General features: G+C 54.4%; 11 protein-coding genes and 5 tRNA genes. 2 read left to right on the top strand and 14 right to left on the bottom strand.

The features are described from left to right. The 5 genes from LLF79_RS16770 to LLF79_RS16750 form a co-directional block, all read right to left on the bottom strand. Positions 1-673 (bottom strand): GTP-binding protein (locus LLF79_RS16770; protein ID WP_227879920.1); only part of this gene is annotated, 673 nt, incomplete at its 3' end. A 118-nt stretch (positions 674-791) separates the two neighbouring features. Further along, positions 792-867, bottom strand: a tRNA-Thr gene (locus LLF79_RS16765). A gap of 6 nt (positions 868-873) precedes the next feature. Continuing rightward, a tRNA-Gly gene (locus tag LLF79_RS16760) sits at positions 874-948 on the bottom strand. Positions 949-1065: 117 nt separating this feature from the next. Next, a tRNA-Tyr gene (locus LLF79_RS16755) sits at positions 1066-1150 on the bottom strand. Between the two features lie 8 nt (positions 1151-1158). Then, positions 1159-1234 (bottom strand) — tRNA-Thr (locus LLF79_RS16750). A 317-nt stretch (positions 1235-1551) separates the two neighbouring features. Here LLF79_RS16750 and coaA point away from each other — a divergent pair. Then, entirely contained in the window at positions 1552-2502 is a 951-nt protein-coding gene (gene coaA / locus LLF79_RS16745; RefSeq protein WP_021242480.1) for a type I pantothenate kinase, read from the top strand. Between the two features lie 43 nt (positions 2503-2545). Here the strand turns inward: coaA and dppF are convergent, their stop codons facing one another. The 8 genes from dppF to LLF79_RS16705 form a co-directional block, all read right to left on the bottom strand. Further along, the gene (gene dppF / locus LLF79_RS16740; protein WP_008502773.1) at positions 2546-3559 is read right to left on the bottom strand and encodes a dipeptide ABC transporter ATP-binding subunit DppF; all 1014 of its coding nucleotides are present in this window, start codon (positions 3557-3559) and stop codon (positions 2546-2548) included. After that, positions 3556-4539, bottom strand: coding sequence for a dipeptide ABC transporter ATP-binding protein (gene dppD / locus LLF79_RS16735; RefSeq protein ID WP_008502772.1), 984 nt, complete (start codon positions 4537-4539; stop codon positions 3556-3558). Before dppD ends, dppF begins: the two co-directional genes overlap by 4 nt. A 10-nt stretch (positions 4540-4549) precedes the next feature. Beyond that, positions 4550-5452, bottom strand: coding sequence for a dipeptide ABC transporter permease DppC (dppC, locus tag LLF79_RS16730; RefSeq protein ID WP_008502771.1), 903 nt, complete (start codon positions 5450-5452; stop codon positions 4550-4552). Positions 5453-5461: 9 nt separating this feature from the next. Beyond that, the gene (gene dppB, locus LLF79_RS16725) at positions 5462-6481 is read right to left on the bottom strand and encodes a dipeptide ABC transporter permease DppB (RefSeq protein WP_008502770.1); all 1020 of its coding nucleotides are present in this window, start codon (positions 6479-6481) and stop codon (positions 5462-5464) included. A gap of 177 nt (positions 6482-6658) precedes the next feature. Continuing rightward, the gene (dppA, locus tag LLF79_RS16720; protein WP_008502769.1) at positions 6659-8266 is read right to left on the bottom strand and encodes a dipeptide ABC transporter periplasmic-binding protein DppA; all 1608 of its coding nucleotides are present in this window, start codon (positions 8264-8266) and stop codon (positions 6659-6661) included. A 620-nt stretch (positions 8267-8886) separates the two neighbouring features. Then, a tRNA-Pro gene (locus tag LLF79_RS16715) sits at positions 8887-8963 on the bottom strand. 91 nt (positions 8964-9054) lie between these two features. Next, on the bottom strand, positions 9055-10746 hold the full coding sequence (eptB, locus tag LLF79_RS16710; RefSeq protein WP_008502768.1) for a kdo(2)-lipid A phosphoethanolamine 7''-transferase: 1692 nt from the start codon (positions 10744-10746) through the stop codon (positions 9055-9057). 257 nt (positions 10747-11003) lie between these two features. Next, the gene (locus LLF79_RS16705; protein ID WP_008502767.1) at positions 11004-12206 is read right to left on the bottom strand and encodes an MFS transporter; all 1203 of its coding nucleotides are present in this window, start codon (positions 12204-12206) and stop codon (positions 11004-11006) included. On the opposite strand from LLF79_RS16705, the gene LLF79_RS26935 reads away from it, so the two are divergent. Continuing rightward, positions 12205-12339 (top strand): hypothetical protein, encoded by a 135-nt coding sequence (locus LLF79_RS26935; RefSeq protein WP_021242478.1) that lies wholly within the window; start codon positions 12205-12207, stop codon positions 12337-12339. The two genes, LLF79_RS16705 and LLF79_RS26935, sit on opposite strands and share 2 nt — an antisense overlap. A 105-nt stretch (positions 12340-12444) precedes the next feature. On the opposite strand, the gene LLF79_RS16700 is transcribed toward LLF79_RS26935, so the two are convergent. Continuing rightward, the gene (locus LLF79_RS16700) at positions 12445-13140 is read right to left on the bottom strand and encodes an autotransporter domain-containing protein (RefSeq protein ID WP_048962763.1); all 696 of its coding nucleotides are present in this window, start codon (positions 13138-13140) and stop codon (positions 12445-12447) included. Between the last annotated feature and the right edge of the window lie 23 nt (positions 13141-13163).

Raw genomic sequence — 13163 nt, 5'->3', positions numbered from 1 at the left:
CACGACCGGAGATGGAGAATACGTCTTCGATTGGCAGCAGGAATGGCTTGTCAATCGCACGCTCTGGTTCTGGGATGTAAGAATCCAGGAAGCCAGCCAGTTCGATGATTTTCGCTTCCCACTCTGCGTCGCCTTCCAGCGCTTTCAGAGCAGAACCACGAACGATTGGGGTATCGTCGCCTGGGAAATCGTACTGAGACAGCAGTTCACGAACTTCCATCTCTACCAGTTCCAGCAGCTCTTCGTCATCAACCATGTCGCATTTGTTCAGGAACACGATGATGTAAGGAACGCCTACCTGACGACCCAGCAGGATGTGCTCACGAGTCTGAGGCATTGGGCCGTCAGTCGCAGCAACAACCAGGATCGCGCCGTCCATCTGCGCAGCACCGGTGATCATGTTTTTAACATAGTCGGCGTGGCCTGGGCAGTCTACGTGTGCGTAGTGGCGAGTCGGGGTGTCGTACTCAACGTGAGAGGTGTTGATGGTGATACCACGAGCTTTTTCTTCTGGTGCGTTATCGATCTGGTCGAATGCACGAGCAGAACCACCGTAGGTTTTTGCCAGAACGGTAGTGATTGCAGCGGTCAGCGTTGTTTTACCATGGTCAACGTGGCCGATAGTACCGACGTTAACGTGCGGTTTTGTACGTTCAAACTTTTCTTTAGACATCGATTGTCCCTCTAAGACACGGATAAATCGGTGATATCACCACATCAACCAGGCGAAATGCCTGAATTGTTGAATACAGTAAAATTGAAACAGAGAGAAACGGGAAGGAGAAGTGAAGTGGTGCTGATACCCAGAGTCGAACTGGGGACCTCACCCTTACCAAGGGTGCGCTCTACCAACTGAGCCATATCAGCACGTATTGGAGCGGGCAGCGGGAATCGAACCCGCATCATCAGCTTGGAAGGCTGAGGTAATAGCCATTATACGATGCCCGCATCCTGAAACTCGGCTACCCAGTTCTTTCTGTAACAAAAAAAGAGATTTCTCTCTTTTTCAGTTTGAGCTGGCTAATTTTTCCAACCAGCTCCGGCGGCATTTACGCTGCCAGAAAGTGGTGGTGGGGGAAGGATTCGAACCTTCGAAGTCTGTGACGGCAGATTTACAGTCTGCTCCCTTTGGCCGCTCGGGAACCCCACCGGACTTGATGGTGCCGACTACCGGAATCGAACTGGTGACCTACTGATTACAAGTCAGTTGCTCTACCTACTGAGCTAAGTCGGCATCAAGTAGCGCGCATTCTATGGATACCTGCGCGGTCATGCAACTAAAAATTTGCATAAAACGTTCTTTCGCTCACATTTTATGCTAACAGCGTGTTGAGCGCTGTAAAAGTAGTCATTCACGGTCAAATAATCAACATGTAAGGGGTATTTGCACTGTAAACACCGTAGCGTGACGGCCTCCGCGTAACGCAGCGCTTTCCATCTTTTTTCTTATTATTCCTGTCATCTGGTGTTAACCTCCTGCCCATTGTCCAAAATTAACTGTGTGATGAGCCACGATCCGGCAGTTTAATGCTGGCTCACTGAAGCATGCTTATGAGCAAAAAAGAGCAAACGTTAATGACGCCTTATCTTCACTTTAACCGCAGCCAGTGGGCTGCCCTGCGTGATTCCGTCCCTATGACGCTGACGGAAGGTGAAATCGCACGGTTAAAAGGGATAAACGAAGATCTGTCCCTTGAAGAAGTGGCAGAAATTTATCTCCCCCTCTCGCGCTTGCTTAACTTCTATATCAGCTCGAACCTGCGTCGTCAGGCGGTGCTGGAGCAGTTTCTCGGGACGAACGGTCAACGCATTCCTTATATCATCAGTATCGCAGGCAGCGTGGCCGTGGGTAAAAGCACCACCGCACGCGTCCTGCAGGCACTGTTGAGCCGCTGGCCGGAACACCGCAGCGTGGAGCTGATCACGACCGACGGCTTCCTGCATCCAAACGAAGTATTAAAAGAACGCGGGCTGATGAAGAAGAAAGGCTTCCCGCTCTCTTATGATATGCACCGTCTGGTGAAGTTTGTCTCCGATCTGAAATCCGGCGTGCCTCACGTGACGGCGCCGGTCTATTCGCACCTGATCTACGATCGCATCCCGGGTGGGGATAAGACGGTGGTCCAGCCGGATATTCTCATTCTGGAAGGTCTCAACGTGCTGCAAAGCGGCATGGACTATCCTCACGATCCGCATCACGTCTTTGTCTCGGATTTCGTCGATTTCTCTATTTATGTCGATGCGCCGGAAGACCTGCTGCAGAACTGGTACATCAACCGCTTCCTGAAGTTCCGTGAAGGGGCATTCACCGATCCGGATTCCTATTTCCACCACTATGCTCAGCTTTCTGAAGAAGAAGCGATCAATGTGGCGACGGGGCTGTGGAATGAGATCAACTATGTGAATCTTAAAGAGAACATCCTGCCGACGCGCGAGCGTGCGAGCCTGATCCTCACCAAGAGCGAGAAGCACGCCGTCGACCAGATTCGCCTGCGGAAATAATCAAGCAGACATAAAAAAACCGGCTTATCGCCGGTTTTTTTCGTTATGCGTGTGGTTTCTCGCCATTTTCATCCTGATCGACCGCGAAGCAGGCCACCAGCTGACCACCATACTCCTTCAGCTGCGGCTGTAGCTGGGTGCAGGGGCCAAAGCGGCGGCTGCAGCGGGCGTTGAATGCACATCCCGGCGGCGGATTCAGCGGGCTTGGCAGCTCTCCCGTCAGCTTTATGCGCTCACGACGATCGTCCGGGTTCAGACGCGGCGTCGCAGACAGCAGCGCCTGGGTGTACGGGTGACGAGGGTTATTAAAGATCTGGTCTTTGGTCCCCTTCTCCACGCAGCGCCCCAGGTACATCACCATCACTTCATCGGCAATATGCTCCACCACCGACAGGTCGTGGGAGATGAACACGTAAGAGAGCCCCAGCTCCTGCTGGAGATCCATCATCAGGTTCAGCACCTGCGCCCGCACGGAGACGTCGAGCGCCGACACCGGCTCATCGGCAATCACCACGTCCGGGTCAAGCATCAGACCGCGCGCGATGGCGATACGCTGGCGCTGGCCGCCGGAGAACATGTGCGGGTAGCGGTCATAGTGCTCGGTTTTGAGGCCGACCTTCGCCATCATCGCCAGCGCTTTTTCACGGCGCTGCTCTTTGCTCAGATTACTGTTAATCAGCAGCGGCTCTTCCAGAATCTGCCCCACCTTTTTACGCGGGTTCAGCGAACCGTAAGGGTTCTGGAACACAATCTGGATTTTCTGGCGACGCAGCTTCTGCGCCTGCGGGTCGTGCTTGAGCAGATCCTGCCCCTGATAATAGAGCTCGCCGCCAGTCGGCACTTCAATCATCGTCAGCAGACGGCCCAGCGTGGATTTCCCGCAACCGGACTCCCCCACCACCGCCAGCGTTTTACCGCGTTCGAGGTTAAAGGAGACGCCGTCCAGCGCTTTCACCAGGCGTTCAGGGGCAAACAGCCCCTTCTTCACCGGGTAATATTTTTTCAGGTCGATGGCCTGCAACAGCGGCTGTTGCGTGGTGGCCTGTTGCGTACTCATAGTGTTGGCCTCCCGGCATCATCGAGTGGGTAGTGGCATTTCGACTGACGACCGTCAGCCAGCTGGTTCAGCTCTGGTTCTTCCGCCCGGCATTTGTCCGTCGCATACGGACAGCGCGGATTGAGCAGACAGCCCTGCGGACGGTCATATTTGCCCGGCACCACACCCGGCAGCGACGCCAGACGCGCTTTATCCTGAGCAAACTCCGGCAGCGCGCGTAAAAGCGCCTGGGTATACGGGTGACGCGGCGCGCGGAAGATATCGTGTGAATTTCCGGTCTCGACCACCTGGCCGGCATACATCACGATGATTTTGTGCGCAGCTTCAGCCACCAGCGCCAGATCGTGCGTAATCAGCACCAGCGCCATGTTCTCTTTCTGCTGCAGCTCCAGCAGCAGCTCGATGATCTGTGCCTGGATGGTCACGTCAAGCGCCGTCGTCGGTTCATCCGCAATCAGCAGCTTTGGCCGACAGGCAATCGCCATGGCGATCATCACGCGCTGGCTCATCCCGCCTGAAAGCTGGTGCGGGTAAACGTCCAGACGCGATGCCGGGTCAGGAATGCCCACCTGGTTCAGCAGGTCGATCGCCCGCTGACGACGCGTTTTCTTATTCCCGCCCTGATGCACCTTGATTGCTTCCATAATCTGGAAACCGACGGTGTAGCACGGGTTCAGGCTGGTCATCGGATCCTGGAAAATCATCGCCACTTCAGCGCCCACCAGCTGGCGGCGCTGTTTCTCAGAAATGCGCTTCAGGTCCTGACCGTTGAACTGCAGGTTTTCCGCCATCACGCGGCCCGGGTAATCAATCAGCCCCATGATCGCCAGTGAGCTCACTGACTTACCGGAACCGGACTCCCCGACAATGCCAACCACTTCGCCCTGATTTACGCTGTAGCTGATGCGGTCCACGGCGCGAAACGGGGTGCCTTCATCGCCGAAGTGCACCGATAATTTATCTACATTTAATAACGCCATCTCGTGCCTCTTACTGCTTCAGTTTGGGATCAAGCGCATCACGCAGGCCATCACCCATCAGGTTAAATGCCAGCACCGTCAGCAGGATTGCCAGACCCGGGAAGGTGACAACCCACCAGGCGCTTTGTGCGAACTGCAACACGTCGGAGAGCATGGTGCCCCACTCCGGTGTTGGCGGCTGCGCACCCATGCCCAGGAAGCCAAGAGCGGCCATATCAAGAATGGCGTTAGAGAAACCGAGCGACGCCTGAACGATCAGCGGCGCAAGGCAGTTCGGGAAGATATTGACGAACATCTGGCGCATCGCACCGGCACCCGCCACGCGAGAGGCGGTGACGTAATCGCGATTCACTTCCACCAGCACCGCCGCACGGGTTAAACGCACGTAGTGAGGAAGCGCCACGAACGTCAGCGCCAGGGCGGCGTTACCGATCGACGGACCGAAAATCGCCACCAGCACCAGGGCCAGCAGCAGGCTTGGCAGCGCCAGCATGATGTCGACGATACGCATGATGATGTTATCAACGATACCGCCGAAGTAGCCGGCAACCAGACCCAGTACGATCCCCATAATCAGGGATAACACCACCACCAGGCAGCCGACCAGCAGCGACAGGCGCGCACCGTACATCAGACGCGACAGCACATCGCGGCCCACATCATCGGTCCCCAGCAGGTGCGCCAGGCTACCGCCATCCTGCCAGGCAGGCGGGGCGAGCAGCGCATCGCGGAACTGATCCGCCGGGTTATACGGCGCGAGGACGTTCGCAAACACCGCGATCAGGATCATGATAGCGACATACACCAGCCCCACCACCGCGCCTTTGTTGCGCTTGAAGTAGTGCCAGAACTCCTGCATCGGCGTCATCGGAACCGGTGCAGCAACAACTTTGTTTTCAGAAACCTGTGACATGATGGCCCCTTACTTCTTATGACGAATACGCGGGTTCACCACGCCGTACAGCAAATCGACCAGCAGGTTGACGAGGATAATCATCGTCGCGACCAGCAGCACACCGCCCTGCACCACCGGATAGTCACGGCGTTGCAGCGCGTCAATCAGCCAGCGACCCAGGCCCGGCCAGGAGAAGATGGTTTCGGTCAGGATCGCCCCCGCCAGCAATGTCCCCACCTGGAGACCGATAACGGTTACCACCGGCAGCATGGCGTTACGCAGCGCATGGACGATGATAACGCGCATACGCGTCAGGCCCTTGGCGCGCGCGGTGCGGATATAATCCTCACCCAGCACTTCCAGCATCGATGAACGGGTCATACGCACGATCACCGCCAGAGGAATGGTGCCCAGCACCATGGCAGGCAGGATCATATGCGCGACGGCATCCATGAAGTTGCCCTCTTCGCCCCAGATAGCCGTATCAATCAGCATGAAGCCGGTGAGCGGGTTGGAGTCATCCAGGAAGACCATATCGCTGACGCGCCCGGAGACCGGTGTCAGGTTAAGCTGCACCGAGACCAGCATGATCAGCATCATGCCCCACCAGAAGATAGGCATGGAGTAACCGGTCAGCGCCAGGCCCACAGCGGTGTGGTCAAAAATAGAGCCACGCTTAACGGCAGCCAGCACCCCAACAGGAATACCCACCGCGGTGGCGAAAATCATGGCGCAGACGCCAAGCTCCAGCGTCGCTTTAAAACGCGGCACGAACTCGTCCCACACCGGAAGACGGCTTTTCAGCGAAATCCCTAAATCACCGTGCAGCACGCCCCAGATATAGTGGAGATACTGCTGCCACATTGGCTTATCGAGGCCGAGTTCAGCCAGCAGCTGTGCATGGCGCTCAGGGGAAATACCACGCTCGCCCGCCATAATCATTACCGGGTCGCCGGGGATCATATGGACGAAGGCAAAAGTGAGAAGGGTGATACCGATAAACGTGGGGATAACAAGTCCCAGACGTCGGAGGATGAACTGCAACATAACCCGGATTCTCTCTGATGACGCACGACCAGTGGCGTGACGTCTGTATTGCTCACAAATCTTATCCCCTCTCCTTTCAGAGAGAGAATTAAGCACTGCTGCCGGGTGGCGCTACGCTTACCCGGCCTACATACCGTAGGCCAGTGCAAGCGCAGCGCCGCCTGGCGTTGCTTTTAATTATTCAACCGATACGTTTTCGAAGTGGTGTTTGCCCAGTGGATCAACCACGTAGCCTTTCACTTCTTTACGCACTGGCTCGTACACGGTGGAGTGAGCAACAATCAGCGCCGGAGCCTGATCGTGCATAACAACCTGTGCCTGCTTGTACAGTTCAATACGTTTGTTGTGATCGTCGGTCGCACGCGCCGGCTGGATCAGGTCTTCAAACGGCTTGTAGCACCAGCGAGAGTAGTTAGAACCGTCTTTTGCCGCCGCGCAGCTGAACAGGGTGGCGAAGAAGTTGTCCGGATCCCCGTTATCACCGGTCCAGCCCATCATGACTGCCTGGTGCTCACCCGCTTTGGCGCGCTTCAGGTACTCGCCCCACTCGTAGGTCACAATCTTGGCCTGAACGCCAATCTTAGCCCAGTCAGCCTGAACCATTTCTGCCATACGGCGTGCGTTCGGGTTGTACGGACGCTGTACCGGCATCGCCCACAGCTCGACGGTGAAGCCTTTATCCTGGCCCGCTTCTTTCAGCAGCGCTTTCGCTTTCTCAGGATCGTAGGAGTAGTCTTTAACGTCGTCGTTATAGCCCCACATGGTTGGTGGGATCAGGTTTTTGGCTGCAACGCCAGCGCCCTGGTAAACCGCCTTGATAATCGCTTCTTTGTTCACCGCGTAGGTCAGCGCCTGACGCACTTTCACGTCATCAAACGGTTTCTTCTCGGTGTTGAAGGAGAGATAGCCCACGTTCAGGCCAGCCTGCTCCAGCAGGTTGATGTTCTTGTCCTGCTTCATGCGGGCGATGTCTGCCGGGTTCGGGTATGGCATCACCTGACATTCGTTTTTCTGCAGTTTTGCATAACGTACTGACGCATCAGGCGTGATGGAGAAGACCAGACGATCAATCTTCGGCTTGGTGCCCCAGTAGCCTTCGAATGCTTTATACAGAATACGGGAGTCTTTCTGGTACTGCAGCAGCTGGAATGGACCGGTACCGATTGGGTTCAGGTCGACTTTTTCCGGCGTACCGGCTTTCAGCATATTGTCCGCGTACTCTTTGGAGAGAATTGAGGCGAAGTCCATGGCCAGGTCAGCCAGGAACGGTGCTTCCGGACGCGTCAGCACGAACTGAACGGTATTATCGTCCACTTTTTTCACTTCAGAGATCAGATCCGGCAGACCCATCCCTTCGAAGTATTCATAGCTGCCGCCAGAGACTTTGTGGTACGGGTTCTGAGCGTTTTTCTGACGGTCAAAGGAGAACACAACGTCGTCGGCGTTAAAGTCGCGCGTTGGTTTGAATTCTTTGCTGTCCTGCCACTTCACGCCCTTGCGCAGGTGGAAGGTGTAGGTTTTACCGTCTTCGCTGACGTCCCACTTCTCGGCCAGACCCGGAATCACTTCCGTGGTGCCGGTTTTGAATTCAACCAGACGGTTATAGATCGGTACAGAGCTTGCGTCGTAAGTCGTACCAGAGGTAAAGAGCTGTGGGTTAAAGCCTTCCGGCGAGCCTTCAGAACAGTAAACCAGGGTTTTTGCCTGTACGCTTGCTGCCACGGTCATAGCCACCAGGCTCAGACCAAGCTTCAGCATCCCTGACTTCTTCAAGGAAATACTCATTATTCTGCTCCAATGTGATGTTTTGCTTTGTTGTGTTACGCCGCCAGACCTTTATTTATTTTTTACCCGGTCCGGTCGGAGGTGCCCGAAGGCGTTAAAGGGATGGAGAATCCTTTCAGAAGAGCGTTTGAGTTGCAGCGCAGATCGTCCCTGAAATGCCCCTCATGCCCTACAATCTGTCAACAGAATGTGAAAACGTCAATACAGGTGACGGGGATTTACGCTGAGTGTGAGAAACCGCAAACAAAGATTAAAAAAACCATGAGCGTCAGTTTTCAGCAGGGAAATTTATGCTACTCGCCATGTTGCAGCACAACTATCTTCATATTTCGCAACAATCAGTGATTAACTTTTATTCAGAATGGGTAAATTTTCTTGCAGAATGGTGATTATCTGAGCACTAAATACCGCGAACGTTAAAACGCACAGCGAAAAATGCTGAGGTTATCCATAAGCAACGCGAAAAAAGATCAATCTATATATAAAAAAATACAATGGATTATGTCACAAAATCGTGAACAAGCAGGGAGAAGCGGGCGTAAGGGGCGTTTTGATTACTCTGAAGAGCTAAGGCCATAATGCAAAAAGGGCTAACCTTACGGTTAGCCCTTTTCAGAATGTGGTCGGCGAGAGAGGATTCGAACCTCCGACCCACTGGTCCCAAACCAGTTGCGCTACCAAGCTGCGCTACTCGCCGAATGCGGAGCGCATCTTACTGCTGAGGTGCGCCCCCGTCAATCCCTTATTTTCAAAAAGCCATTCAACTGGCGATATTCTCGCCAGAGCAGCTACTGCGCGGCTTTTGCGCTGTTATCAGGGAGTTTACACCAGTTGTTGTTTTCGTTAATCCCACCGTTCGGTGAGGTGTAGCCGAGACAACCCATAATGGTGTCGTACAGCTCAACGTGACGACGCGGCACCTTCATTTCCGCCTCTTTCTTCAGGTGGGCAAACATCTTCGCTTTCTCCGGGTCTTCCAGATACTTATCGGACATCCACACCATCATTGGCACGCGGAACTGCTCGGGCGGCGCCATCTTGCGTGGTGTACCGTGCAGATGCTCGAACTCATTGATAGATTCACCGTGGTCCGCCGCATAGAAGACAATAGCCTTCTTATCGCGAACCTGGTCAATCACCGAATCAATAAAGTGATCCACATACATCACGGAGTTGTCATAAGAGTTAATTAACTGGGCTTTGGTGCAGTCTTTATCCACTCCGACGCACTCCGGCGTCCATTTGGCAAAGCTGCGCGGGTAGCGCTGCGTGTAGTTAAAGTGCGACCCTTTGGTATGAAGGATGATCATATGCTTACCATCAGGATTCCCGTTGAGTGAGAGTTTCATCTCATCAATCAGCAACATGTCATCGACAGGTTTGCCACGGTTGCGCGCCTCTGCGCCAATCTGCTCGCGGTAGGAGATGTTTTGCGCCATGGTGTTGCTGTAGAACCACATCTCACTCTGCATCGCATAGAGGTCGGAGGTAAACCCAAGCTGATGCAGCACCGAGAAGACGTTTTGCTCTTTTAGCGTACGCTGCGGGTTATCGCTCGCCCCGCCCTCGCGCACAAACATGCAGCGCAGGGAAAGCTTGGTGGCGGTATCACAGGAATAGCCACGATAGGCAATCAGGTTCTTTTCCTGCGCCAGTTTAGGCGTGGTATCACGGTTATAGCCGAGAATGCCCATATGATCCCAGCGTGTGGTCTCTCCGATAATAAAGACGACGTAGGTATCGTCGATATCCTTTGGCGCCACATAGGTAAACTTCTTCGCCGGGTTTATCAGCGACTTATTATCCGAGGACTCATCCACCTGCGCCCACGCATACAGCCCCAGCGCGGAGATCCAGTTAGACGGTAAATACGAGTTGGCAACCACGCCACCGTAGCTCGGCATATCCACGCCGGAGGTACGCTCATCATTCTTCTGCTTCACCTCCAGCAGACGAATCGGCCCCCAAACCATCAGGCCCGCCAGCAGCACCACGGCGACGCTTCTGAATCGCTTTCCTGGCGTGCGGATCTGGTGAACAAGGGTATAGCGGCAGCGGTTGCTCCAGATGAGCAGCAGCGGCAAGGCGCTGACCGCTACCAGCCAGAGGATAAAGTGCAGCCCCACAACCTCTTTAGAGAGGTCGATATCCGTGGTCATCACCGAGGCAATAATGCCGTAGCCAATCACCACGTTCATAAAAGTCATGTAATAGCTGGCACCCGCCGAGCACAGCACGATAAACGTTGCCAGCACTCGCCACACGCGACGGCCAAACAGGGTAAGAATACGGAATAAAAAGAAGGTGACCAGTACCGCAGCGACCAATTCGACAACCGCTGCAATTCCTTTCCAGACGGTAAAATCATGCGCGTAACCGTCAAACCGACGGAAAAAAACTGCGCCGTTCATAAACAGGCCGATGTACAACGCCAGCAAAAAGCAGAGCTTTTGTTGCGCCATCGATTTAATGTATTTCATGCAAGCTACCCGGAAAAAGGGACAATACCGCCGCCCACCTCAATTAAAAAGTGGGCAGATTAGACATACGCTCAGGGGATCGTTCAATGAAACGTCTACAGGCGTGGTAAGTAGACCACAGGGAAGCGGAAAAGTGGCAGCAGAGAGTGTGATCAGTACAGTTATTTACAAAAAAGCAAATCCAAAAACAGACAAAATCGCTTTATTTCCAAGTTAAGAAAATAAAAAGGCCGGATTACCGGCCTTTCTCGTCGCGATTATGCATGAACTTCTTTAAAAACTTCACGTTGTGGCTGGCGAATCGTGGTTGACAGCGCCAGGGAGATAATCAGCAAGGCAAATATCACGCAGAAGGTTACGTAGAACCCGCCGAACAGGGAAGCAATCAGCGAGCCGCAGATACTGCCGATCCCGAAGCCCAGATAGATCACGCCGTAGTTTTTCGCCAGATTGTTCAGGCCAAAGAACTCGCTCACCAGTGACGGGAAGACGGTAATGGTGCCGCCGAAGTTAAAGGCCACGCAGGCAATTGCCGCGAAGAAGGTGGCTTCATTCAGCGGAGCGAACAGCAGCGCCGCCATACCGACCAGCGAAACCACCTGCCCAATCGTAATCACGCGGATGCGGGCGATTTTGTCGGACAGAATACCGAGGACCAGACGACCGGAGAGGTTAGCAATGGAGATGACGGTCACCGCGTTGGCCGCCGTGGCTGCATCCAGTTTCACCATCCCCTGTGCGATATCTTTCGCCACGCCGATGACATACAGGCCGCTCATGCAGGCCGTCAGGAACATCACCGCCAGCATCCAGTACTGCGGTTTACGCATGGACTGCGCGAGGGTGAAATCATTCTCCACCACGCCATTCACGGATTTCACTTCCTGCTGCGGCGCATCCTTCATCAGCGTGGCGCCAAACAGAATCATCACCAGCACGATTGCGCCCCAGATCATGAAGGTTTTTTCGAGGCCAACGGACGCCAGCAGATGGGCATCGATAAATTTGAACCCGAGGCTGCCCAAACCATAAGAACCAATGGCAAACGCGGAGATTAAGCCTTTACGTTCCGGGAACCACTTCACGCAGTTTGACAGCGTCAGCAGATAGCCCGCGCCGTCCGCCAGTCCCACCAGCACGCCCGCACTCAGCCAGAGCATCATCAGATTGCTGGAATGCGCGGTCAGGAAAAAGCCCAGCCCCAGCAGGATGCCGGACGCCATGGTCACGCGCTTCACGCCAAAACGCTCCTGCAGCTTGCCCGCGACGGAAGATGAAATCGCCAGACCCAGGCTCAGCAAACCAAAGGAGAACGCGACCTGGCTGACCGGTGCGCCGAGTTTGTCAGAAAGCGCACTGTTAAACAGGCTCCAGGTATAGACCGATCCCAGCGCAAACTGAGTGACGATGGTACCAAAGAGCGTGAGCCAGCGCGTGCGGTTATAGGTTGATGTGTTCATGGCAGTTGTCCTGCAAGATAAATTGAGGGAATTCGCTGAGGACAACGATAAACAAAACCTCAATATGCCTGGGGTAAAACGGCATGAAATGCAGGCGGAACGGAATGAAATGCCTGGAATCGGGAATGAATGACCTGGCACGGGAATAAAGCGACAGCGTGTTAGTATCTGCTATCGCTGTAAAGCCCGTGGTTATTGTATTCGAGATGTTATCGTAACGTTTAAAAAAGTAACAACTCTAGAAATTGGCGCTGACGCCGAGGGTGTATAAAAACTCCTCACCGGTGGTGGTATGCTCCCCCTGAGCCAGCGAGGCATAGGCCGCCATGTGCGTATTAAAGGGAATATCCGTTCCCACGGTGACATCCATCCAGCTGCCGTTTTGGGCAGGAGCTGGCGTTTGTGGCATACCAAACTGCGATTTCCACTGGTTTTCACCAAACTGTTGGTTATAGCTGATCTGCGCCCAGGGCCGGAGATCGCCGTACTGGGTGTTAACGCGCCACCCCAGCGTGCTGACGCTGGCATGCCAGAGCGGGTCCGTAACTGACGGTGTCGACGCGCTATCACCAAACTCGTTGATCATCATGGGAGCCGTGCCGTCGTACCGCCACGCCACCACCGGGCCGGTGGTAATTCGCGCTGAAACGGGAAAATTCCAGCCTACGCTCATCGCCCCCTCTGTCGTGCTGCCAGACGGTATATTCAGAGCAAGACCCGGCGCATTTTGCGAAGACTGAATACGCTCCGCGAGAATATCCTCATAGCGCGGTTGGTGATCCGCGTCCCATGTATAGCGTTCCGCCGTATTATTTTGGGCGTCTGAAACGATATATTCCTGTTGCCAGGCAGACGCTGTATTACAAAAAAACAGGCAGGCTGAAATCCCCACCAGGCCAGACACAGCATGGCGACCACTGATTTTTTTTATCATCTTCAACGCGACCCCAGAGAGAG

The sequence above is a fragment of the Enterobacter cloacae complex sp. 2021EL-01169 genome (assembly GCF_020733125.1).
Classification (GTDB): domain Bacteria; phylum Pseudomonadota; class Gammaproteobacteria; order Enterobacterales; family Enterobacteriaceae; genus Enterobacter; species Enterobacter roggenkampii.
This window is presented reverse-complemented; position numbering and strand designations above follow the sequence as displayed.

Excerpts from the sequence above, each read along its gene's own strand:
- coaA (WP_021242480.1), top strand. The coding sequence starts at position 1,552 with ATGAGCAAAAAAGAGCAAACGTTAATGACGCCTTATCTTCACTTTAAC.
- dppF (WP_008502773.1), bottom strand. The coding sequence starts at position 3,559 with ATGAGTACGCAACAGGCCACCACGCAACAGCCGCTGTTGCAGGCCATC.
- dppD (WP_008502772.1), bottom strand. The coding sequence starts at position 4,539 with ATGGCGTTATTAAATGTAGATAAATTATCGGTGCACTTCGGCGATGAA.
- dppC (WP_008502771.1), bottom strand. The coding sequence starts at position 5,452 with ATGTCACAGGTTTCTGAAAACAAAGTTGTTGCTGCACCGGTTCCGATG.
- dppB (WP_008502770.1), bottom strand. The coding sequence starts at position 6,481 with ATGTTGCAGTTCATCCTCCGACGTCTGGGACTTGTTATCCCCACGTTT.
- dppA (WP_008502769.1), bottom strand. The coding sequence starts at position 8,266 with ATGAGTATTTCCTTGAAGAAGTCAGGGATGCTGAAGCTTGGTCTGAGC.
- eptB (WP_008502768.1), bottom strand. The coding sequence starts at position 10,746 with ATGAAATACATTAAATCGATGGCGCAACAAAAGCTCTGCTTTTTGCTG.
- LLF79_RS26935 (WP_021242478.1), top strand. The coding sequence starts at position 12,205 with ATGGCAGTTGTCCTGCAAGATAAATTGAGGGAATTCGCTGAGGACAAC.
- LLF79_RS16705 (WP_008502767.1), bottom strand. The coding sequence starts at position 12,206 with ATGAACACATCAACCTATAACCGCACGCGCTGGCTCACGCTCTTTGGT.
- LLF79_RS16700 (WP_048962763.1), bottom strand. The coding sequence starts at position 13,140 with ATGATAAAAAAAATCAGTGGTCGCCATGCTGTGTCTGGCCTGGTGGGG.